Raw genomic sequence first — 22,437 nt, 5'->3', positions numbered from 1 at the left:
ATCACAGGCTCAGATCGCCGTTATCGGTCAGGGCGAGGAACGCGCCGAGTGCGATCAGGCTGTCCGGCTGTCCGGGCAGATAGTCGGTGAGCTGCGGTGTGCGCACGATGAAGGCGACGTACTTGGCCCGGCTGATCGCGACGTTGAGGCGGTTGCGGTTCAACAGGAATCCGATTCCGCGGGGTACGTCTGCGGCCGAGGACGCGGTCATCGACACGAACACCACGGGTGCCTGCCTGCCCTGGAACTTATCCACGGTGCCGGCCTGCACCTCGGTCAGCCCGGCCGCGTCGAGCGCTCGACGCACCGTCGTCACCTGGGCGTTGTAGGGCGTGACCACCAGGATGTGGTCCTGCCCCAGTGGTGTGCTGCCGTGCTCGTCGGTCCAGGTGGTGCCCAGCAGACCGGTGATGGCCGTGACGATCGCGTCGGCCTCTTCCCGACTGTCGGTCGAGTTGCCCAGATGCGACACCTCAAGCACCCGCACGCCGGGTGCGACACCGTCGAGTTTGCGTGCCGCGCTGACCTTTTCGTGGGAGCGCAGCCGGCCGTCGTAGGACAGTCGCGACACCGGCCCGCACACCGCCGGATGCATCCGGAACGAGTTATCCAGGAAGTAGCCGCGTTCGGCCGGCAGCGTGTGCGCCCCCTCGACCAACCAGCCAAGGGCAGAATCGTCGACCGGTGCCGGGTGGGTGCCCTGACAGACCTGAGGGAGTTGCTGCGGGTCGCCCAGTAACAGCAGATTGCGCGCGGCCGGGGCCACCGCGATGGTGTTGGCGAGGTTGAACTGGCCGGCTTCCTCGAGCACCAGCAGATCGAGGCACTGCCGCGGCACCCGCGTCCCGTTTGCGAAATCCCATGCGGTACCGCCGATCACGCAGCCGGGATGGTCGGCGATAAACGCGGCGTAGTGGTTTTCGCCGATCTCAGTCCACCGGGGGTCGGCGCCCTTGCGTTTCTTGGCCACCTGCGCCGCGTCCACCCCGGCGTCGAGCACCTGCTCCAGCAGATGCTCGATCACCGCGTGTGACTGCGCGACTATCCCGATGCGCCAATGGTGTTGGTTGACCAGCCGGGCGATGATCTGTGCCGACGTATGGGTCTTCCCGGTGCCGGGCGGCCCGTGCACCGCGATATAGGAGCAGTCCAGATCCAACAGGGCCGCGGTGATATCGGCAGCGGTGTCACCGCTGCGGGGCAGTGCCCGGCCGCTGACGGTGCGTGGCGGGCGGCGCAGCAGGATGTCGGTCACCGCGTCGGCGGGCAGGTTCGGCAGACCGGCGGCGACGGTGGTGGCGGTGGTGTCGATGGATGCCTGCAGGGGCCGGGTGTTGACCGGCGGCCCGGGGGTCAGTGCGAACGGGACCTGGGCGAAGGCGTCGCCGTCCTTGGGCTGGCGTTCGGTGATCAGCACCTGGGTGGGTGCCTCCGGGTTGTCGCAGCCCACGACGGTCGCGCTGCCGAAGCCGCGCCGGTCCGGGTCGTCGGACAGACCTGCCGGTGCCGGCGGGGTGTACAGCGCGTACACCTCGGTGTTCAGCTCCCCGGCGTCGATGGCGCCGGTCAGCAGGACCTGTCGTTGCGGTTTGCGGGCGCGCGGCGGAGTGTGCCAGTCGGTGACGACCTGCGCCCGTTCGGCAACGAAAACACCTGTGCTGTCCGCCCATTCGTCGACCGGATTGTTGAGCCGGTCGAAATGGCCCCACCAGAACGGCTTGTCCTCACGCTTGTGGAAACCGCGGGCCGCGGCGACGAGCGCCACCGCCTGCTGCTCGGCGTTTCGTGGTTGGACTCCGTCGCCGGCGAATTTGAGCAGCTTGCGGTCGGTGGCGTCGGCCTTCTCGATCGGTGCCCCGGCGCGTACCGGTTGCGGACCGCGCGGTGGGACCCCGGCTTCGAACGCCCGGGTGATCAGCCAGTCCCGCAGCCGGTGCGTGGAACGGCAGTCGTAGCGGTTGTACTCCTCGATCTCCTTGAGCACCGTGGCGGCCTCGTCGTGCTGACCGGCTTCGCGCAGCGCGCAGTAGCGCGCGTACTCGGTGATCGAATCGGTGGCCTTGGTGACTTCACCGCCGCGCAGTTCGGTCCCCATGTACAACGGCTCCAGCGACTTGATGCTGTAGTTTTCGGTGCCGACACGAATGCTCTTGCGTACCAATGGAAGAAGGTCGACGAGGATGCCGTTACGCAGCAGGTCGTCGACGTCGTTCTCGCCGACCCCGTAGCGGCCGGCCAGCCGCAGCAGGGTGCTGCGCTCATAGGGTGCGTAGTGGTAGATGTGCATCTTGGGAAAACGCTTGCGGCGCTTGCGAACCAGGTCCAGGAAATCGATGAGCACCTGACGTTCACTGGCCCGGTCATGTGCCCACAATGCCTGGAAATTCCCCTCCGCACCGAGGACGCCCCACAGGTATTCCAGGCCCCAGTCGTGACCGTTGACCGTCCACAACGGGTCGCCCTCGTAGTCGAAGAACAGGTCGCCCTTGTCCGGATCCGGCAGCAGCATCAGCGGTTGCTGATCAACGACTTCATACGGCGGCTTGGCTTCGACCCGCGGCGCCACCTGCAACCGCGCCTGACCGGTCAGCGCCGTCACCATGCGCTGGGCCAGCCCGGGTACCGCGCCGGTGTGGCCGGCCAGCTGATGGGTGGTGGTGATGCCGGCGTCGATGAGCCGGGCGCGCTGGTTCGCCCGCATTCCGGCGACCAGGAAGAGGTCATCGGTGGTGCGGATCTGCTGCTCGCATTCCGGGCAGCCGAAACATGCCCGCACACTTTCGTCGGACCAGGACACCGCGCTACCGGCGGCGAGATGCCCGTCGAGCAGTGCCTGCAGCGCGCCGCGCCTCGGCCGGTACACCGCCAGGAGCTCGTCGACGCGGTAGCTCGATACCCCGCCGTCGCCGAGGACCAGATCGACCTCGTCGGCCACCGGGACTCCGGCGCGGGCCAGCACGTCGGCGTAGGCGGCCAGCTGCAGCAGCGCCTCGACCTTCACCGACCGGGACAGCTTGGTATCCCGCAGGCGGTACCGGGCGCCGTCCCAGATCAGGAAGTCGGCGAATCCGGCGAAGCGCCCGTCGAACATCGCCGCCTGGTAGATCACCGCGTCCCGGCGTTGCGCCGCATCCAGGGTGGCGGCGGCCGCCGATGTCAGCCCGGCCACCGTGTAGGAGGGCCGACCGATCACCGTCACCGTCACCTCGGACAGTGATGCGTCGGCTCGTAGCTGTTCAAGATGGCGCTGCTCGTGCTCATCGCCGAGTTCTGCTGTGCGGGCAAGCAATTCGTCATCGGATGACACCGCCGGGCCTCGGCCCAGCCGCGCGTCGAACGAGCGCAGCAGAGCATACTCACAGCGGGCGGCTGCGGCGAGGTCCGATGCGCTGTAGATGACCGTCGGCCCCGACCCGCCTTCGTCGGTGACGAACACGCTGCCACTGTAGGCGAGCGCGCCGACATGTCAGGCCGCTTGCGCGCTCAGGTGCGCACTGGCGGTGCGGAGGAACTCGGCGACCAGTGGGTTCGGATCGCCGACCCGGCTGGCGACCACCACCCTGCTGGCCGGGAAACCGACAACCGGCACGGTGACCAGGTCGGCGCGCAGCGAGGCGCGTCGATCACCGACGGGCAGCACGGCGATCGCGTGCCCGCCCGCGATGAGTTCGAGCCGGTCCTCGAAGCTCTCGCTGACGGGACCGATCGAGATCGGCCCGGGGTCACGCTCCTGGTAGGTGCCGGTCGGGTAGATCGCGCGGGCCCCGCCGTGGGGGCAGATGAATTCCTCACCGGCGAAATCGTTGGGCGACACCGACTTCCGTCCGGCCAGGTGGTGGTCCGCCGGCACCACCAGCATCCGCGGCTCCTCGTAGAGCACGGTGACCCGGGCCCCGTCGGTCGGGACGAACAGCGGTGCTCGGGCCACCAGGACATCCACCTGGCCCTCGGTGAAGGCCCGCTCCTCGTGGCACTCCAGGTGGTGGGTGCCGATCTCGGCTGCCGGGTGGAGGCGGCGCAGTTCCCGGACCGCCGGGGTGATGACCAGGTCCTCCACGTAGCCGATGATGACCTTGCCGGCCGGCGCGTAGGCCCGCGCGGTGAGGGTGGCCTGCCGAGCGGCCTGCAGCAGGGCCTGAGCCTGCGGCAGAAACGCCTTGCCGGCCTCGGTGAGCAGGGCGCCCTGCGGTGTGCGGTCCAGCAGGCGTACGCCGAGACGCTTCTCCAGGCGCTGAATCTGGCGGCTCAGCGACGGCTGCGCCACCCGTAGCTCAGTGGCTGCCCGACTGAAGTTCAGCTGCTCGGCCAGCACCGTGAAATACCGCACCAGCCGCAGCTCGAGGTCCACCCCGGAATCGTTCACCGTGCTGTCTCCATGAGTGAACTCAACCCGGCCCGGGCTCCGGGGTATTCCGTTTCGGCATGACGAGGTGCCGAACAGGTCTTGGACGCCCGCCGGAGACTGTCGAAGACTCGACGGCATGGGCAGATACGACGGCAAGAATGTGGTGATCACCGGGGGAAGCAGCGGCCTGGGGCTGGCGGCCGCAGAGTTCCTGGTGGACAACGGCGCTCGCGTCCTGGTCACCGGCCGGCGCCAGGACACGCTGGACGATGCCGGCCGCCGTCTCGGCGGCAACGGGATCACTGTGCGCAGCGATGCGGCCTCGCTGCCGGATATCGACGCGCTGGCCCGTCGCGCCGAGGACGAGTTCGGCACCCTCGACGCTCTGGTCGTGAACGCCGGCATCGGTAGCTTCGACCCCTTCGATGCGGTGACCGAGCAGACCTTCGACGAGGTCTTCGCGATCAACAGCAAGGGGCCGTTCTTCACCGTGCAGAGGCTGGCGCCGCTGCTCTCCGAGGGCAGTGGCGTGGTGCTGACCACGTCGATCGCGAACCGGACCGGCTGGGATGCGCTGAGTGTGTACTCGGCCAGCAAGGCGGCGTTGCGATCGATGGCCCGCACCCTCAGCCGGGAATTGCTGCTCCGGGGTATCCGGGTCAATGCGATCAGCCCGGGCTCGATCGACACCGGCAAGTTGGAGAAGGAAGCGCCGGAGAAGGCCGCGCAACTCAAGGCCGAGTTCACCGCCAGCAGCCCGATGAAACGCTGGGGCCACCCGGACGAATTCGCCCCTGCGGTGGCGTTTCTGGCGTTCGACGCGACGTATGTCGCCGGGATCGAGCTGGTGGTCGACGGCGGCGAATCGCAACTGTGACAAGGGGTTTGGTAGTGGCTGAATATCAGGGTAAGCGAGTGGTCATCACCGGCGGGACCAGCGGCATCGGGCTTGCCACCGCCAAGGCGCTGCTCGACGGTGGTGCCCGCGTCCTGGTCACGGGGCGCACCCCGGCGTCGCTGGACAAGGCGCGGGTCGCACTGGGGCCGGCAGCGATCGTGGAAGCCAGTGACGCGGTGTCCGACATCGATACGCTCGCCGCCCGAGCGGCCGCCGAGTTCGGCGGCGTCGACCTGCTCGTGCTCAATGCCGGCGCGACCGCGACCGCGATGGTCGACGACACCAGCGAAGCCACGTACGACACCCTCTTTGCGCTCAACGCCAAGGCTCCGTTCTTCACGTTGCAGAAGTTCCTGCCGCTGCTGCCCACGGGCAGCGCCGTGGTGCTCACGACCTCGGTCAGCAATGGCAAGGGCATCGCGTCGACGAGCGTCTACTCCGCGACGAAGGCGGCGCTGCGGTCCATGACGCGGACGTTCGCCAGGGAACTGATCGACCGGGGAATCCGGGTCAACGCGGTCTCCCCGGGGCCCATCGATACCGGCATTCTCGAACGCACCATGTCCGCTGACGCGGCCCGGGAGTTTCTCGATCAGATCAAGGCCGAGAACCCGATGCGGAGATTCGGAAACCCCGAGGAAGTGGCGAAGGCGATCATCTTCCTGGGGTTCGACGCCACGTACACCACCGGTTCGGAACTACTCGTCGATGGCGGCGCGTCAGATCTGTGACGTCACGGGCAACGCTCAGCCCGTGTTGCCCATCAACTCCACGCCGCCGCCGTTCCAGCGGAACTTCACCGTGCTGGCCAGTCCGTGAAATCCGCCGGAGTACTGCAGCGCCACGGTGTCGCCGGTGCTGGCCGTCTTGTCGATGCTGTTGAAGCCATAGGTGTCGGGCACACCGGTGGGGATGAACTTGCCGAGGTGGAACAGCACGGCACGGGTGTTGGGGTGTTCGGAATTGGTGTTGGCCCGCACGATCACCGCCGACAGCTGCGCGCACTCGTTGTAGTTGCCCGCCAGCGGCTCGGGGCTCCAGGCCTGATTGCTGCGGGGGTCGCGGGGCAATTCGGAGACGGCCTTGGCGATCTCAGGGGCGGCGAGGTTCACCGCACACGGGTCGGCCGCCGGTGCTGCCGACGTCGGGGCCGCCTTGGTGGCAGGTTGCGACGCCGGGGCCGGCGCTGGATTGGCGCTGGCCTCGGGGGTTTTTGAGACCGTCGAATCGCCCGATCCGCACCCCGCGAGCATGAACACCGAAGCAGAGACGGCCACGGTGATCGTCCTGGCGGCCGTCGCGAACACTGCGACCCGTTTCACAGTTGGGCAACCTACCGTGACCCCGCTGCGGGGTTGTGCAGGCGCGCGGCCGGGATTTCGGTCGATTGGCACTAGACTTCTGAACCGATGACCTCGCCAGACCCGGATTCGGGGGATACCGCCCCAACGTTTGCCGACCTGCAGATTGACCCTGCAGTGTTGAAGGCAGTCACTGATGTCGGCTACGAGACGCCCTCGGCGATCCAGGCCGCGACCATTCCAGCCATGCTCGCGGGCTCCGACGTCGTCGGGCTGGCTCAGACCGGCACCGGCAAGACGGCCGCTTTTGCCATCCCGATCCTGTCCAAGATCGACACCTCAAGCAGGGCCACTCAGGCGCTGGTGCTGGCGCCGACTCGGGAGCTGGCATTGCAGGTGGCGGAGGCGTTCGGCCGGTACGGCGCGCACCTGCCCGCGGTCAATGTGCTGCCCATCTACGGCGGAGCGTCCTACACGGTGCAGCTGTCCGGGCTGCGGCGCGGCGCACAGGTGGTGGTCGGTACCCCGGGCCGCGTGATCGACCACCTCGAGCGCGGCACGCTTGACCTGTCGAACCTGGACTACCTGGTACTCGATGAGGCCGACGAAATGCTCACCATGGGCTTCGCCGAAGAGGTCGAGCGGATCCTCGCCGACACCCCGGAGTACAAGCAGGTGGCGCTTTTCTCGGCGACCATGCCGCCGGCCATCCGCAAGATCACCACCAAGTACCTGCACGATCCGGTCGAGGTCACGGTCAAAGCCAAGACCGCCACCGCCGAGAACATCTCCCAGCGGTTCATCCAGGTCGCGGGTGCGCGCAAGTTGGACGCGCTGACGCGGGTGCTCGAGGTCGAAGAGGGCGACGCGATGATCGTGTTCGTCCGCACCAAGCAGGCCACCGAGGAGGTTGCCGAGCGGCTCAAGTCCCGCGGTTTCGCGGCCGCCGCCATCAACGGCGATATCAACCAGGCCCAGCGTGAGCGCACGATCTCCGCACTCAAGGACGGCACGATCGACATCCTGGTGGCCACGGATGTGGCGGCCCGCGGCCTCGACGTCGAGCGCATCAGCCACGTGGTCAACTACGACATCCCGCACGACACCGAGTCCTACGTGCACCGCATCGGGCGCACCGGCCGGGCCGGGCGCTCCGGGCATGCACTGCTGTTCGTCACCCCGCGCGAACGGCACCTGCTCAAGTCGATCGAGAAGCACACCCGATCGAAGGTGATCGAGGCCGAGCTGCCCAGCGTCGACGATGTCAACGCGCAGCGCGTTTCCAAGTTCCGTGACTCGATCACCGACTCGCTCAACGGCGACGGCCTGGAGTTGTTCCGCCGGATCATCGAGGACTTCGAGCGCGAGAACGACGTGCCGATGGTCGATATCGCCGCGGCGCTCGCACTGCAGTCGCGCAACGGCGAAGAGTTCCTGATGACCGAGCCGCCGCCGGAGAAGCGCCGGGAGCGCGATCGTGATGATCGGGGTGAGCGGTCGCCGCGCAAGGAGCGCCCGCCGCGTGAAGGCCTGGCGACATATCGGATCTCGGTCGGCAAGCGGCACAAGGTCGGGCCGGGCCACATCGTCGGTGCGATCGCGAACGAGGGCGGCCTGCACCGCAACGAGTTCGGCCACATCACCATCCGCGGTGACTACTCGCTGGTCGAGCTGCCCGAGAAGTTGCCCAGCAAGACGCTCAAAGCGCTGGAGAACACCCGCATCTCGGGCATGCTGATCAACCTGGAGCCGGAGCATACTGAACGCGCCGACCGTGGGCCGCGGCGCGAGTACAAGGGCCGGTCCGATCACAAGGGCCGTTCCGAGAACAAAGACCGTTCTGATTACCGCGACCGCTCGGGGAAGCCGCACCGGAAGACCAAGTGACGGTCTCCAGAAGCGTGAAGGGGCCGTCGGATCAGGGTGGCCTTGAGTCGGTAGACGCAGTGGCCTCGGGGGCTTCCGGGTCCGCGCGGGTCGCGTCACTGACCGGGATCCGCGCGGTGGCCGCCATTCTGGTGGTGCTGACACACGCGGCCTACACGACCGGCAAGTACGGGCAGGGCTATCTGGGGCTGGTGTATTCACGGGCCGAGATCGGTGTGCCGATCTTCTTCGTGCTCAGCGGTTTCCTGTTGTTCCGGCCGTGGGTGAAGGCCGCGGCGACAGAGGGACAGGCGCCGTCCGTCCGCCGCTACGCCTGGCACCGGGTCCGACGGATCATGCCGGCGTACGTGGTCACGGTGCTGCTCGCCTACCTGCTCTACCACTTCCGTACCGCGGGCCCGAATCCCGGCCACACCTGGATGGGCCTGTTCCGCAATCTGACGCTGTCCCAGATCTATACGGACGACTACCTGTTCTCCTATCTGCATCAGGGCCTGACACAGATGTGGAGCCTGGCGGTGGAGGCGGCGTTCTACGTCGCGTTGCCGCTGGTGGCCTACCTGCTGCTGGTGGTGTTGTGCCGGCGGCGTTGGCGGCCGGGGCTGTTGTTCTTCGGCCTGGCGCTCCTGGCTGCCGTGTCGCCCGTGTGGCTGACGATCGTGCACGTTTCGACCGGCCTGCCCGACGGCGCCCGGTTGTGGTTGCCCACGTACATGGCGTGGTTCGTGGCGGGTATGGCGCTGACCGTGCTGGGCCAGCTCAAGGTGCGCGGCTACGGGATGGTGTGCGTGCCGTTGGCCGTGGTGTGTTACTTCATCGCCTCGACGCCGCTCGCGGGGGAGCCGACCACGTCACCGGCCAAGTTGAGCGAGGCGTTGGTCAAGACGTTCTTCTACGCGGTGATCGCGGCCTTGTTGGTGGCGCCGCCGGCGCTGGGCGACCGCGGTTGGTACAACCGGTTCCTGGCTTCCCGGCCGATGGTCTTCCTCGGTGAGATTTCCTACGAGATTTTCCTGATCCACCTGATGGTCATGGAACTGGTGATGGTCGAGGTGATGCGCGACCCGGTCTACACGGGGTCGATGTTCAACCTGTTCGTCCTCACCATGGTGTTCACCATCCCGGCGGCCTGGCTGCTGCACCGGTTCACGCGCGTCCGCTCCTGATTATTTAGTTAGGGTATGCTTACCTAACAAAGATGATGAAGGGGTGCGCATGAGTGAGCAGAAGGCGTCGCGCGGGCTGGAAGGAGCCCTGGTCAAACTCTGGCGCGGCGGCGACTACGAACTGACGGTGACCGGCTGTTCCGAGTTCACGCCGAACTACCTGAGAGTGCATTTCCGCGCTCAGCGCCTGCTGGCCGAGCAGCGGGTGCACCCGACGATGTGGGTGCGGGGCTGGTTTCCCGCCGGCGGCAAGGCTCATCAGCGGGGCTACACGTTGGTCAACCCCGATCCGCAGGCCGGAACCGTCGATATCGATTTCGCCATGCACGACGGCATCGCCACTGGCTGGGCCGCGGCGGCCCGGCCCGGCGACGTCCTGGAGGTGACGGTCCTCGGCAGCAGCTTCACACTGCCCGAGCCGGCGCCGGCCGGATACGTCATCGTCGGCGACACGGCTTCGTTGCCGGCCATCAACTCTCTGCTGGACGCGATCGGCGACGCTCGGGCCCGCGTCTTCCTGGAAGCCGGGCACGACGACGACCGTGAACTCCCGGTCACCGGCGATGCCGAGGTCACCTGGGTCGACCGGACCGAGGAGGGCCTGCTCGAGGCCGTCAGCGCGTCGGCGTTCGACGCCTCCGATCACTTCGGCTGGGTCGCCTGCAACAACCGCACCACCCGGGCGGTGGCGCGCGTCTTCCGCGAGGAGTACGGGATCCCGCGCAAATCCATCAAGGCGCAGGCCTACTGGGTGGCCTGACCCCACCGGCGTCGCAGCCTCAAAGCACGGTCTGAATCGGGGCGGGCGTCGCGGCGATCTCGTCGAGCACCTGGACGTTTCTGGCCACATCGCGACTCTCGCGCGCGGCGATCTCCTTGATCGCCAGATCGAAGGCGCCGACCAGGCTGGGTGGGTCGAACACTGCCTGCGCCTGCTGGCTCACCTGTAGGTCTCGTGCCCAGATCGTCGGTGGCCGCGTGAATCCCGGTTCCAGGGCCAGCACGGTGGCGAACCGCCATGCGCTGTCGCGCAGGGAGCGGATCGCCTCATTGAGGACGAAGATCTGATGCTGTTGGAGCACGGCATAGATATCGGCCAGCGCTGGTGAGAGTTCGTTGATGTCATTGACCACCCCGGCGATCTGGCTCGCCAGCACCGCGTTGATGGTGTCGAAATCCTTGTGCAGCGAGGGGAGTCGGCCCGCGCCGACGAGGCCCTGCACCGCGATGCCGAGGTCGAGCACGATGTGGGCGGTGACCCCGGCGAGCATGTGCTGCACCAGGATCGGCGCGGGCTTGTCGGCCCACTCGAATGTGGCCCGCCAGGATCGGGTGGGTTTCGGGTAGCGGTCGGGATGGAAGTGGCCGTTCAGCGCATCGAAGTACCGCGACGCGAACGCGGCGTCGAGCCGGTCCATCCGAGGCCCGTCCTCGAATGCCCCGTCCTCGACGGCGGTGCCGACCGCGATGGTGATCCGCTTGTACAGCGCGGCGAAATAGCCCAGCCGGCTTGAGTTTTCCACGGCCCAGTCGGTGATCGTGTCGATGGCCGAGACAACCTCGGCGATGCTGGTGACCGCCGGTAGCGGCGGCAGTGGCGTCGGGTGGCTGGCCATACTCGAAAGTATGGGGCAGGTCAGCCCGTCCCGCCCGGCAATCGGCTACTCGACGGGCGTTTGTGCCGGGATGAGCAGCGGGGCGACGAACTCGGCCAGCATGGTGCGCTCGTCGGCCTCGTTGCCGCCGGGGAAGACCAGCAGCGACACCATGACCCGCACCAGCCACCGGGCTTGCCGGCCCACCTGGTCGTCGGCTTGCGCCGTGTTGCCGGCCAGCGAACGCACGAAGCCCTCCACCAGCGCGCTGATCACCTCGGAGTGTTCGGCCATCTCGCCACCGATCGGCCGCTGCGCGGTGGCGAACCACGAGGACAGTGCCGGGCTGTCGCGCACTGCGTTCAGTGCGGTGACCACCCCCTCGATCAGGCGTTGCGCCGGATCGGTGACTGCGGCCACCTGCTCGCTGACCTCTTCGTACAGTCGCCGTGCCTCCCGGTGCACATAGGCGGTGTAGAGCGCATCGCGATTCTCGAAATAGCGGTACACCGTGGCGCGCGAACAGCCTGCGGCCGCCGCGATCTCGTGCATGCCGACGGTCGCCGCATCCTGCCGGGTAAACAGTGAGTCGGCGGCGTCGAGGATGTGGTCGGCGGCCACTTCGGACCGCCGGGCCGACAACCAGTCGCGGGGCATCAGGTCCCTGCTCGGAACGGCACCGACAACGGTCGCCGCACGTAGCTGCCGCCGGCCCACTCCACCGAGTCCAGATCGACCTCGAAATCGGGGTAGCGCGAGAGCAATTCGGTCAGCGCCACCCGGGACTGCATCCGGGCGGCGGCCGCGCCGAGGCAGAAGTGTGCGCCGTGGCTGAAGGTTAGGATATTGCGCGGCGCACGTCGCACATCGAGTTCGGCTGCGTTGTCGCCGAATTCACGCTCGTCGCGGTTGCCCGAGCCGTACAGCAGCAGAGTCTTGCGCCCGGCCGGAATGGTGGTGTCGCCGATGGTGACGTCGCGGGTGGTGGTGCGGGCCAGGCCCTGGACCGGGGAGGTCAGCCGCAGGAACTCGTCGATCGCCTCCGGGATCAGCTCGGGATCGTCGATCAGGAGCCGGCGCTGATCCGGCCGCTGCTGTAGGAGTTGCACTGTGCCGCCGAGCATTCCGGTCGTGGTGTCGTTACCGCCGGTGACCATGGTGAAGGTGAACGCGAGGATCGACAGTACGCCGGCGATGTCGCCGTCCGCGCCGACACCCGCAGCCACCAGATGCGAGATGGTGTCGTCCCCGGGCTCGCGGCGACGCCGCTCGATGAGCTCGGAGAAGTAGCCCATCATCGACGCCACTGCGGCGCCGGCGGTGCCCATCGCCGCGGTAATGCCGCCGGCCGAGCTGTTGGCCGCGACGATGGCGTCGGTCCAGCCGTCGAACTGGTCCCGGTCGGCCTCGGGCACCCCGAGATAGTGCGCGACGACCATCGAGGGCAGTGGCTTGAACAACTCGGCGGCGATATCCCCGCCGCCATTCGAGCGCAACCCCTCGAGGCGCTCGATGACGAACTCCCGCACCTTCGGTTCCACGGCTTCCACCTGGCGCGGGGTGAACCCGCGCGAGACCAGCTTGCGGAACTCGGTGTGCACCGGTGGGTCCTGCATGACAAACGGCGGGTTGTCGGCCAGCCCGATCATGTCCAGCTCGCCGTAGGTGATCGTCAGGCCCTGTGCGGAGGAGAAGGTGCCGTGGTCACGGGCGGCCGCCCAGATGTCGGCGTGCCGGGACAGCACGTAGTAGTCGTGCTCCGGAGACTCTTCGGGCACCACGTGGTGCACCGGATCGTGGTCGCGCAGCGCGGCATACATCGGCCAAGGGTTGGGCCAGGTGTCGGCGTCGGCGGGCTGGAACCGGGCGGGGCTGTGAGACAAAGTCGCTGCCATGTCTTATTCGTACGACATTCGGCTCACCTATGTCAATGGCGGGTTGTCTGGGCTGTGACCGGCAACCTGCGGCCCCGCATTAGGCTCGGGCGTGATGAGTACCCCTGACGCGCCGCAGCTACCTGCCCAGACGCCGACGTGTTACCGGCATCCGGACCGTCCCACCTATGTGCGCTGCACTCGCTGCCAGCGCCCCGTGTGTCCGGAGTGCATGCGCTCGGCGGCGGTGGGCCATCAGTGCCTGGACTGTGTCAACGAGGGCGCCAAGTCGGTGCGGGCGCCGCGCACCCAGTTCGGCGGGGTGGCCCGTGCCGGGGCGCCGATCCTGACCTACGCACTGATCGCGGTGAACGTCGTGATGTTCGTGCTGCAGATGGTCTCGGGAAATCTGGAGCAGGAGCTCACCCTGTGGGCGCCGGGCATCGCCGCGCACGACCAGTACTACCGCCTGGTGACCTCGATGTTCCTGCACTACGGCGCCATGCATCTGCTGTTCAACATGTGGGCGCTCTACGTCGTGGGGCCGCCGCTGGAGCAGTGGCTGGGCCGGCTGCGGTTCGGGGCGTTGTACGCGCTCAGCGGACTCGGCGGCTCGGTGCTGGTCTATCTGCTGTCCCCGTTGAACAGCGCGACGGCCGGCGCCTCCGGTGCGATCTTCGGTCTGTTCGGCGCGATCTTCGTCGTCGCCCGCAAACTCAACCTCGACGTCCGCATGATCGCTGCGGTGGTCGTCATCAACCTGGTGTTCACGTTCGCCGGGCCTGCGCTGGGAACCGGGGCGATCAGCTGGCAGGGCCACGTCGGCGGCCTGATCACCGGCGCGGGGATCGCCGCGGCTTACGTGTATGCCCCGAGCGCGCGTCGAAATGCCGTCCAGGCCGGGGTCTCGGTGGCGGTGCTGCTGGCCTTCCTTGCGTTGATCGCCTGGCGCTCAAGCCATCTGCTGGTCATGTGGGGGATGGCCTGAGCCGTGCCTAGATCGCCGCGCCGGGATTGAGGATGTTCTGCGGATCCAGCGCCCGCTTGATCCGGTGATTGAGTTCCATTGCATCCGGACCGATCTGACCGGCCAGCCACGGCTGCTTGAGCCGGCCCACGCCGTGTTCGCCGGTGATGGTGCCGCCCAGGCCGATTGCCAGGTCCATGATCTCGCCGAACGCCAGCTGGGCCCGCTGTGCCTCGTCGGGGTCGGCCGGGTCGAACACGATCAGCGGGTGGGTGTTGCCGTCACCGGCGTGGGCGATCACCGAGATCAGCAGATCTCGATGGGCCGCGATCTCGGCCACCCCGCCGACCAGTTCGGCCAGTGCGGGCAACGGCACACCGACATCCTCCAGCAGCAGTGAGCCCTTGGCCTCGACGGCCGGGATGGCGAAGCGGCGGGCCGCCACGAAGGCCTCGCCCTCGTCCGGATCAGCGGTGGAAAACACTTCGGTGGCACCGCATTCGGTGAACACCTGCGCCATGAAGGCCGCGTCGTCGGCACCGGCGGCACCGCGATCGTCAGAGGCGGCCACCATCATCGCCGCGGCGTTGCGGTCCAGGCCCATCTTGAGCTTGTCCTCGACGGCGTTGATCGCCACGGAGTCCATGAACTCCAGCATCGACGGCCGGATCCTGCCGGTGATCTTGACGACGGAATTCGAGGCGGCCTCTACCGAGTCGAACGTCGCAACCACGGTGCACGGCGCGTGCTGTGGCGGCAGCAACCGCAGCGTCGCCTCGGTGACCACGCCCAGGGTGCCCTCGCTGCCGACGAACAACTTCGTCAGGCTCAGGCCCGCAACGTCTTTCAACCGCGGACCGCCCAGCCGTACCGCGGTGCCGTCGGCCAGCACCACCTGCAGACCGAGCACGTAGTCGGTGGTGACGCCGTATTTGACGCAGCACAGCCCGCCCGCGTTGGTGGCGACATTGCCGCCGATGCTGCAGATCTCATACGACGACGGGTCGGGTGGGTACCAGAGTCCTTGTGCGGCAACGGCTTTCTTCACCTCGGCGTTGAGCAGGCCGGGCTGCACCACTGCGGTGCGGGTGACCGGGTCGACGGTGATGTCACGCATCCTTTCGGTGGACAACACGATCCCGCCGTTCAGTGCGGTCGCGCCGCCCGACAACCCGGTCCCTGCGCCACGGGGTACCACGGCCACCTGGTGCTCGCCGGCCCAGCGCAGCACGGTCTGAACTTCCTCGGTGCGGGTGGGACGGACCACCGCCAGGGGGGTGCCGGCTGCCGGATCGGCGGCCCGATCCTGGCGATAGGAGGCCAGGATGTCAGGGTCGGTGACGACGACACCTTCGGGGAGTTCGCTGATCAGCATCGGCAGCGCTGCGGCATTCACGGCTTCGATGCTAGGTCCAGCTCACGCAGCGCCGACAGGAACACCGCGACCAGGCCGAGCAGCAGCATCGGCAGGGACAGGGCCAGGAACGTCACGTGCAGGCCTGCGGCGTCGGCGAGCGGCCCGGCCAGGATCAGACCCAGCGGTCCTGCCGCATAGGCCAGCGACCCCATCACCCCGACCACGCGCCCCCGCAGATGCGGCGGGGCGGTCGTCTGCATGACGTAGTTGTAGATCGGCGCAATCGGTCCGTAGACGAACCCGACGATCGCGCACAGCACCAGGATCAGCGGCAGCGGCGGCAGGAACGCGATCACCGTCATCGCCACCCCGAGCGTGATCACCGCGGTCAGCATGGTGGCCCGCCGACTCATGTACTTGGACATCACGGCGTAGCCGAGCGCACCCAGCAGCCCGCCGATGCTGAGCGCCATCAGCACCCAGCCCAGTTCGGTGGGCTCGTTGCGGTCCGTGAAGTATTTCGGGAAAAGAACCGACTCCATGGGCATATATAGACCGGTGGCCACCAGGTCGACGATCGCCAGCGTGCGCAATACCGGTGTGTGCCAGACGAATCGCAGCCCTTCGACGATGCCCGCGAGGACGCCCTCGGTCAGCATCGAGCGGTCCGGGGTGCCCGCGCCTTCCAGTCGCAGCACCGAGATGGCGAGGATCGAGCAGCAGAACAGCCCAGCCGTCACCCACATGGTGTTGATCCCGCCGAGGGTCGCGATCAACAGGCCGCCGATGCCGGGCCCGACGATGTAGGCCAGGTTGAACACCGCCTCGTACACGCTGTTCGCGTGGTCCAGCGTCCAGCCGGCCCGGCCGGCGGCCTCGGGCAGCATGGTTTCGCGTGCGGTCATCCCGGCCGGATCGAAGAAGGCACCGAGCGCGGCCAGGCCCGCGAGCACCGCGACATTGACCGCGTCCACCCCGAATATCAGGGCCAGCATCGGAACCGCGGCGACCGACAGGGCCGACAGCAGATCCGAGATCATCGAGACGCGTCGGCGGCCCAGATAGTCGACAGCCGCCCCGGCGATCAGAGTGGCCACCAACAGTGGCAGTGTGCCGGCCATCGCGACGATCGATGCGTCGAGCGCGGATCCGTTGCGTTGCAACACCAGCCACGGGAACGCGACAATCGTGATGCCGTTGCCCGCCCCCGCCATCAGCGCGGAGAACAGGATCAGCAGCAGTGGGCCGCGCTTGGTGTTCGTCATGGGTATCGCGGCCGAATCTAACAGCGTGCCCATACCCGCCGCGACGAAATTTCCGGCACAGTGAGGCGATGGAATTACCTCATCCGCGGACCGGCGAGTTGTTCACCTCGCCGGTGCCGCCCGGGTCGGGGTGGCCCGGTGATTCGGCGGATGCGACGACGCCCGTGGCCAAGACCGCCGCGCAGGTCCGGCGGCTGGCGGCCCGGGCTGCCACGGTGGACGAGCTGGACGCGCTGGTCTCGGTGTGCCGGGCCTGCCCGCGGCTGGTCACCTGGCGCGAAGAGGTGGCGGTGGCCAAGCGGAAATCCTTTGCCGATCAACCGTATTGGGGTCGACCGGCCGCTGGGTTCGGTGCAGAGCACCCCGGCATCATGATCGTCGGGCTGGCCCCGGCCGCCCACGGCGCCAACCGCACGGGCCGCGTGTTCACCGGGGACCGGTCCGGGGATTTCCTGTTCGCCGCATTGCACCGGGCCGGGCTGGCCAACCAGGCGGTGTGCGTCGACGCCGCCGACGGCATGCGGCTGATCGACACCCGGATGGCCGCGGCGGTGCGCTGCGCACCGCCGGCCAATGCGCCCACCCCGGCCGAGCGGGCCACGTGTGCGCCCTGGCTGCAGGCCGAATGGCGGTTGGTGGGGTCGTCGGTACGAGTGGTCATCGCGTTGGGTGGGTTCGCGTGGCGAGCCGCGCTGGAGTTGATCGGCTCGAACGTCAAACCGGCACCCAAGTTCGGCCACGGTGCGACGGCGGTGCTGACCTCGGCGTTCGGCCCGATCACCCTGCTCGGTTGCTTTCACCCCAGCCAGCAGAACACCTTCACCGGCCGGCTCACCGACGCCATGCTCGACGACATCTTCACCACCGCCAAGCACCTGGTGGCCGAGTCGGGCGGGAACGAACTGGACGGCTCGTGACGTTGACGCTGTCATGCGGCTTTCTGTCCTCGACCTCGTCCCGGTACGCACCGACCAGTCCACTGCCGATGCCCTGACTGCCACGACTCACCTGGCGCAGACCGCCGACCGGCTGGGATACACCCGCTACTGGCTCGCCGAGCACCACAACATGCCGGCGGTGGCCGCCACCAGCCCGCCGGTGCTGATCGCGCATCTCGCCGCGCACACCACGCAGCTGCGGCTGGGGTCGGGCGGGGTGATGCTGCCCAACCATGCGCCGCTGGCGGTGGCCGAGCAGTTCGCGCTGCTGGAGGCCGCCCATCCCGGCCGCATCGACCTCGGCATCGGTCGGGCGCCGGGCTCGGATCCGGTCACCTCGCTGGCCCTGCGCGGTGCCGCCGGGCGCGATGATCGCGATATCGAGGCGTTCCCGCAGTACCTCGACGACGTGGTGGCGCTGATGGGTGCGCGCGGCGTGCGGGTCCCGTTGCCGCGCGATCTGATGCGGGAGAACTACGTGCTCAAGGCGACGCCGGCGGCGGTCAGCGAACCGCGGATGTGGCTGCTCGGCTCGTCGATGTATTCGGCACACCTGGCCGCGGCCAAGGGGCTGCCGTACGTGTTCGCCCACCACTTCTCCGGGCAGGGCACTGCTGAAGCGCTGGCCGTCTACCGCGACGAGTTCCAGCCCAGCGATCTGGCGTCCGAGCCGGTGACCTTCCTGACCGTGAACGCCTCGGTGGCGGAGACCACCGAGGAGGCCAAGGCGTTACTCCTGCCCCAGCTGCAGATGATGGGCCGGTTGCGTACCGGCCAGCCGCTCGGTGCCCTCGATCTCGTCGAGGATGCGGAGGCGACGACCCTCACCCCGCAGGCCCAGGCCATCGTGGCCTCCGGGTTTGCGCGCGCAGTGGTCGGCTCGCCCACCGAGGCGGCCGACCAGGTCCGGGCCCTGGCCGAAGAGTTCGACGTCGACGAGGTCATGGTCAACCCGGTGGCCTCGGCCCGTCGCGGCGCCGACCCGGCCACCGCGACGGCGCGCGACACCACCCTGGAACTGCTGGCCAAGGAGTTGTTCTAGGGCGTCAGTTCTAAGGCGTCAGCACGACCACCGGAATCGGGCGCGTTGTCCGCTTCTGGTAGCCGATGTAGCGGTCCTTGTTGCCCTTCATGTCGTTCACGATGTCCCACAGCCGCGGGTAGTCGGGGTCTCCGGGTAGAACCGGCTTGGCCGTGACGCCGAACCGCTTGGGGCCGACGTTGATCTCGACCTGCGGTTTGGCCTTCAGATTGTGGTACCAGCCCGGAGATGTGGGCTCGCCACCTTTGGATGCCACCACGAGGTAGTCGGCGCCGTCCTTCGCATAGGCCAGCGAGTTCGCGCGCTGCTGACCGGTTTTGGCGCCGACGGTATGCAGGATCAGCGTCGACGGGCCACCGGGGATCGTGTGGCCGATCCGGCCGTCGGTGGCCTTGTAGATCTTGTCGTGCAACAACAGCATCGGGAGGCCGATGTAGCGCTCCCACCAGGGCATGCTCATGGGGTCAATCCTGCGCGGATTCGTCGAGCTGCGCCAGCGCTGCACGTAACAGACGTCCCGATTCCTCGCGGTCCGGGTCACGGCGCAGCACCATGCCCTTGGCGAACGACAACTTGTCGCCGCTGCGGCGCGGCACCACGTGCAGATGGATGTGGAACACGCTCTGGAAGGCGGCTTTGCCGTCGTTGATGACGATGTTGTTGCCGTCGGCGTGCAGCCCGGACTGCCGGGCCGCACGCGCGATGCGCTGGCCGATGCCGGCCATCGCGGCCACGGTCTCCGGCGGCGTGTCGGTCAGGTCGACACTGTGCCGCTTCGGGATCACCAGCGTGTGTCCGCGGGTGAACGGCCTGATGTCGAGGATGCCCAGGTAGTCGTCGTCCTCGTAGATGCGGATCGCGGGGGCAACACCTGCGACGATGGCGCAGAACACGCAAGACATCCCGCCACGTTAGCCGCCGGCGGTGGCCGCCCATTCGGCGACGCGTCGTTCACGTTCGGCCGGCGTGAGGTTCTCGACGCGGGTCATCACTGTCCAGCGCAGACCGAACGGGTCGAGGACGGACGCGAACCGATCACCGGTGACGAAGGTCTGTGCGGGCTCGCGGATCGTCGCACCCGCCTTCTCCGCACGGGCCACCACGTCGTCGACATCGGGGCAGTACAGCCCCATCGAATACGTCGCCGGGGCGCCTGGCGGGGGAGCGGCGATCTGAAACGCTTCCTGCGGATCTCCGAGTTGCAGCCGGCCGTTGCCGAAATCCAGCTCGGCGTGCGAGACGGTGCCGTTCGCGCCGTCCATCCGCTCGATGACCGTGGCACCGAACACGTTCTGGTAGAAGGCGATCGCCTCGGCAGCGCCGTCGACGCAGATGAACGGGGTCAGGCTGGTGTAGCCCTCCGGAATCGGTGTGACATTCATATCTGCCAGTTTCGTAGGCTGGGGTCGTGGCCGCTTGTAAAAACGCGCCAGAGCAGAACGCGCCGATGCGCGGAGTGGTCGGCCGTGCAGGCAGTGCCGCGGCGTTCGACCTCCACCGGTGGGCGCCGTCGGAGGAGGCCGCGACCTTCGTCGAGCACTTCTGGTCGGTGACCTGGGACCGGCACGAGACTGGTCCATTCGAGAGCACGGTGATCACTTTCCCTGCCATGCATCTCACCCGTGAGTGGGGTGATGATGTTGTGCGCCATGGTCATCGACTGCCCTGCACGTTGCTGCACGGGGTGGTGCCCAAGGTTTTCCGCATCACGATCAGTGGTCGGGGCGGTGTCGTGGGGGCTCGATTTCGGCCGGGCGGCTTCGTCGCCCGTTTCGGTGGGGACGCCGCCGCGCTGACCGGCCGCGTGGTGCCGGTGGACGACGAGCTGTTGGGCGCACCGGATCTGGACGAGGCGATCGGTGCGATGGCCGGCGAGCCCGACCCGACCTACCGCGCGCTGTGCCCGTTGATCGACCGGATGCGTGACGACGCGACATTGCATCGGGTGGAGCAGGTCATGGAGCTCTCACCGTGGAGTACGCGTACGACGCAGCGGGTGTTCCGGCGCTATGTCGGGGTGACGGCCAAGTGGGTGCTGTGCCGATATCGGCTGCAGCAGGCCGCCCTGGAGATCGAGTCCGTGCCCGGAGTCGATTTCGCCGATCTCGCAGTGCGACTCGGCTGGTATGACCAGGCCCATTTCATCAACGACTTCCGGTCCATGCTGGGCAGCACACCTGGGGAGTACGCGGCTCAGAACGCAGCTGAGCTCACCGAAGGTTGATCGCCCCGCTCAGAAGGGTGGGGGTGGCCCGTACTCTTCGGCGAGCCAGGCTTGGTAGTCGCGTTCGTATGCGAGGTCGTTGTTAAGTTCGGCGCGTAGGTGTCGTTCTTCGGCGATGCGGTCTTGGCGGTCTTGTTCGCGGGTCTTGCTGCGGGTGGGCATCTTCGCGCCGCGATTCGGATGCGGGGCTTCGGGTTCGGGGAGCTTCAAGTCCCCGGTGGGTTGGCCCAGGGTCGGGAACATGCCGGCGCCGTGGGGTTCGGTCGTGTAGGTGTGCCCGGTGGGGGTCTGGACCTCAACGGTGCCGTCGGGGAGTTGGCGGTCGGTCCAGCCGGGGCAGAACGTTTTCACCAAATGGTGTGCCCGGCAAAATAATTTGGTGTTCGACGGATGTGTCGGGCCGGTGGGCCAGGGTGCGGTGTGGTCGATATCGCAACGTTCGGCGGGGGCGTCACAGCCCGGGAACCGACACGTCAAATCCCGCCACCGAATGAACTCACTCAACGCCACAGACGGCCGGTACTGCGGCTCGCCATTCCCGGAATGAGAGTCAGCCGGCACCACCGACTCCTCGGCGTCGGCCGACTCATCGTTCGCGGCGTCGGTAGCCGTGGTCTGCGCGTCAGCCGCCCCGGTGGGCACCACCACCGGCTTGATCTTGGCGGTGGCGGCCAGGTCGCGTACTGACTCGGCGGGCAGGATGCCATGGCCGGCCAGATACCCCGGATCATCGGAGGTGCCGTCCACGGTGGCCTGGCCGGCCAGCACATGGACCAACGCAGCATCGGCCGCGGCCCGCTTCTGTGTGGCCGGGCAATCCTCACGACCACACAGGCACGGCAACTGCGATTCCAACCGAGCCACCGGCCCGACAGCATCAGCGCGGCGCTGCTCACGGGTCCGGGGATCGTGTGCACACACGGTGTTGGCCACCGCATCCAACCGCTGACTCAGCGCGACCCCATCGGCGGCGTGGACATTGGCCCACACCGAGGCCATGCCCGGGCTGCTCGGTTCGATCTGAACGAACCGCTCATCGTCCACATTCGGCGGTACCCGCACCCCGTTCGGGTCGAGTTTGGCGATCCATTGATCCACCCGATCCCGCAACTGCCGTTCGGAGAACCGCATCCAATTGTGGGCGCGGGTGGCCAGTTCTTCATCCAACCCAGACCACACCGACGGGTCCACGATGCCGGTGCGGGCGATGATCATCCGCACCACCCGGTAGTCGATATCCCCGACAGCGAACCGCGCCGCCACCAACGGCAACTTGTCGCGCAGCACCCGGGCATGGTGGATCTGCGTGCCGGCCCGGCCCCGACTGATGTTCAACGCCGCTGACACCTCCGCAGCCACCTCCTCGAACGGATCGGTACGCCAAAAGATCGACTCGGCCAGCTCCCGTTCCCGCAACGTGTCCAGCTCACCGATCGCCGAAAGCCGTCCCGCGATCGCCATCGACTCCGCGCGGGCCGACGCGGACATCGCGTCGATCAGACCCGCATCGGAACTGGCTTCGAACATGTGTTCGAGTCTACTCCGGCCCACTGACGCAAGCGCGGTTTCGGTGGATCC

At 67.7% G+C, this 22,437-nt stretch carries 21 protein-coding genes; 9 read left to right on the top strand and 12 right to left on the bottom strand.

The features are described 5' to 3' along the window. Position 1: 1 nt before the first annotated feature. Positions 2-3,436 carry a TM0106 family RecB-like putative nuclease gene (locus AB0I14_RS27865; RefSeq protein ID WP_358028816.1) on the bottom strand — a complete coding sequence of 1,145 codons (3,435 nt, stop codon included), beginning with the start codon at positions 3,434-3,436 and terminating at the stop codon, positions 2-4. Between the two features lie 30 nt (positions 3,437-3,466). Further along, positions 3,467-4,363, bottom strand: coding sequence for a LysR substrate-binding domain-containing protein (locus AB0I14_RS27860; protein WP_358028813.1), 897 nt, complete (start codon positions 4,361-4,363; stop codon positions 3,467-3,469). A 118-nt stretch (positions 4,364-4,481) separates the two neighbouring features. On the opposite strand from AB0I14_RS27860, the gene AB0I14_RS27855 reads away from it, so the two are divergent. Together AB0I14_RS27855 and AB0I14_RS27850 are read left to right on the top strand one after the other, a co-directional pair. Beyond that, positions 4,482-5,222 carry an SDR family oxidoreductase gene (locus AB0I14_RS27855; RefSeq protein ID WP_358028810.1) on the top strand — a complete coding sequence of 247 codons (741 nt, stop codon included), beginning with the start codon at positions 4,482-4,484 and terminating at the stop codon, positions 5,220-5,222. A gap of 14 nt (positions 5,223-5,236) precedes the next feature. After that, the gene (locus AB0I14_RS27850; protein ID WP_358028807.1) at positions 5,237-5,974 is read left to right on the top strand and encodes an SDR family oxidoreductase; all 738 of its coding nucleotides are present in this window, start codon (positions 5,237-5,239) and stop codon (positions 5,972-5,974) included. 15 nt (positions 5,975-5,989) lie between these two features. On the opposite strand, the gene AB0I14_RS27845 is transcribed toward AB0I14_RS27850, so the two are convergent. After that, positions 5,990-6,496, bottom strand: a complete 507-nt coding sequence (locus AB0I14_RS27845) for an LppP/LprE family lipoprotein (RefSeq protein ID WP_358029047.1) — start codon at positions 6,494-6,496, stop codon at positions 5,990-5,992. Between the two features lie 156 nt (positions 6,497-6,652). Between AB0I14_RS27845 and AB0I14_RS27840 the strand changes: the two genes are divergently transcribed. Genes AB0I14_RS27840 through AB0I14_RS27830 form a run of 3 tightly spaced genes read left to right on the top strand, consistent with a single transcriptional unit; the run spans position 6,653 to position 10,357 of the window. Continuing rightward, entirely contained in the window at positions 6,653-8,431 is a 1,779-nt protein-coding gene (locus AB0I14_RS27840) for a DEAD/DEAH box helicase (protein WP_358028804.1), read from the top strand. Continuing rightward, on the top strand, positions 8,428-9,597 hold the full coding sequence (locus tag AB0I14_RS27835; RefSeq protein ID WP_358028801.1) for an acyltransferase: 1,170 nt from the start codon (positions 8,428-8,430) through the stop codon (positions 9,595-9,597). Before AB0I14_RS27840 ends, AB0I14_RS27835 begins: the two co-directional genes overlap by 4 nt. A gap of 49 nt (positions 9,598-9,646) precedes the next feature. Then, complete coding sequence (locus AB0I14_RS27830; RefSeq protein WP_358028798.1) at positions 9,647-10,357, top strand: siderophore-interacting protein; 711 nt, start codon at positions 9,647-9,649, stop codon at positions 10,355-10,357. 19 nt (positions 10,358-10,376) lie between these two features. Here AB0I14_RS27830 and AB0I14_RS27825 read toward each other — a convergent pair whose 3' ends face one another. From AB0I14_RS27825 to AB0I14_RS27815, 3 genes are read right to left on the bottom strand one after another with little or no spacing between them, the layout of a single operon-like run. Beyond that, positions 10,377-11,213 (bottom strand): DUF5995 family protein, encoded by an 837-nt coding sequence (locus AB0I14_RS27825; RefSeq protein WP_358028795.1) that lies wholly within the window; start codon positions 11,211-11,213, stop codon positions 10,377-10,379. 45 nt (positions 11,214-11,258) lie between these two features. Further along, the gene (locus tag AB0I14_RS27820) at positions 11,259-11,849 is read right to left on the bottom strand and encodes a TetR/AcrR family transcriptional regulator (RefSeq protein WP_358028792.1); all 591 of its coding nucleotides are present in this window, start codon (positions 11,847-11,849) and stop codon (positions 11,259-11,261) included. Next, positions 11,849-13,087 (bottom strand): cytochrome P450, encoded by a 1,239-nt coding sequence (locus AB0I14_RS27815; protein ID WP_358028791.1) that lies wholly within the window; start codon positions 13,085-13,087, stop codon positions 11,849-11,851. The genes AB0I14_RS27820 and AB0I14_RS27815 overlap by 1 nt, the downstream gene beginning before the upstream one ends. 94 nt (positions 13,088-13,181) lie before the next feature. On the opposite strand from AB0I14_RS27815, the gene AB0I14_RS27810 reads away from it, so the two are divergent. Continuing rightward, positions 13,182-14,054, top strand: a complete 873-nt coding sequence (locus AB0I14_RS27810; protein ID WP_358028787.1) for a rhomboid family intramembrane serine protease — start codon at positions 13,182-13,184, stop codon at positions 14,052-14,054. Between the two features lie 7 nt (positions 14,055-14,061). Here the strand turns inward: AB0I14_RS27810 and AB0I14_RS27805 are convergent, their stop codons facing one another. Next, positions 14,062-15,408: an FAD-linked oxidase C-terminal domain-containing protein gene (locus AB0I14_RS27805; RefSeq protein ID WP_358029044.1), complete on the bottom strand. Its 1,347-nt coding sequence runs from the start codon at positions 15,406-15,408 to the stop codon at positions 14,062-14,064. A 17-nt stretch (positions 15,409-15,425) separates the two neighbouring features. After that, positions 15,426-16,655, bottom strand: a complete 1,230-nt coding sequence (locus AB0I14_RS27800; protein WP_358028785.1) for an MFS transporter — start codon at positions 16,653-16,655, stop codon at positions 15,426-15,428. 68 nt (positions 16,656-16,723) lie between these two features. On the opposite strand from AB0I14_RS27800, the gene AB0I14_RS27795 reads away from it, so the two are divergent. Together AB0I14_RS27795 and AB0I14_RS27790 are read left to right on the top strand one after the other, a co-directional pair. Continuing rightward, a complete protein-coding gene (locus tag AB0I14_RS27795) occupies positions 16,724-17,572 on the top strand; it encodes a uracil-DNA glycosylase (protein ID WP_358028782.1) in 849 nt (282 codons plus the stop codon). Positions 17,573-17,585: 13 nt separating this feature from the next. Beyond that, positions 17,586-18,635 (top strand): LLM class flavin-dependent oxidoreductase, encoded by a 1,050-nt coding sequence (locus AB0I14_RS27790; RefSeq protein WP_358028780.1) that lies wholly within the window; start codon positions 17,586-17,588, stop codon positions 18,633-18,635. 10 nt (positions 18,636-18,645) lie between these two features. Here AB0I14_RS27790 and AB0I14_RS27785 read toward each other — a convergent pair whose 3' ends face one another. Genes AB0I14_RS27785 through AB0I14_RS27775 form a run of 3 tightly spaced genes read right to left on the bottom strand, consistent with a single transcriptional unit; the run spans position 18,646 to position 20,017 of the window. Beyond that, a complete protein-coding gene (locus AB0I14_RS27785) occupies positions 18,646-19,095 on the bottom strand; it encodes a nitroreductase family deazaflavin-dependent oxidoreductase (protein ID WP_358028778.1) in 450 nt (149 codons plus the stop codon). A 4-nt stretch (positions 19,096-19,099) separates the two neighbouring features. Further along, complete coding sequence (locus tag AB0I14_RS27780; RefSeq protein WP_358028776.1) at positions 19,100-19,537, bottom strand: HIT family protein; 438 nt, start codon at positions 19,535-19,537, stop codon at positions 19,100-19,102. 9 nt (positions 19,538-19,546) lie between these two features. Then, positions 19,547-20,017, bottom strand: a complete 471-nt coding sequence (locus AB0I14_RS27775; RefSeq protein ID WP_358028773.1) for a VOC family protein — start codon at positions 20,015-20,017, stop codon at positions 19,547-19,549. A gap of 65 nt (positions 20,018-20,082) precedes the next feature. Here AB0I14_RS27775 and AB0I14_RS27770 point away from each other — a divergent pair, with 65 nt between their 5' ends. Continuing rightward, positions 20,083-20,859, top strand: coding sequence for a helix-turn-helix domain-containing protein (locus AB0I14_RS27770; protein ID WP_358029041.1), 777 nt, complete (start codon positions 20,083-20,085; stop codon positions 20,857-20,859). A gap of 9 nt (positions 20,860-20,868) precedes the next feature. Here AB0I14_RS27770 and AB0I14_RS27765 read toward each other — a convergent pair whose 3' ends face one another. Continuing rightward, entirely contained in the window at positions 20,869-22,386 is a 1,518-nt protein-coding gene (locus AB0I14_RS27765; RefSeq protein WP_358028771.1) for a DUF222 domain-containing protein, read from the bottom strand. Positions 22,387-22,437: the final 51 nt, after the last annotated feature.

It is taken from the genome of Mycobacterium sp. NPDC050441 (assembly GCF_040655355.1).
Taxonomy (GTDB): domain Bacteria; phylum Actinomycetota; class Actinomycetes; order Mycobacteriales; family Mycobacteriaceae; genus Mycobacterium.
This window is presented reverse-complemented; position numbering and strand designations above follow the sequence as displayed.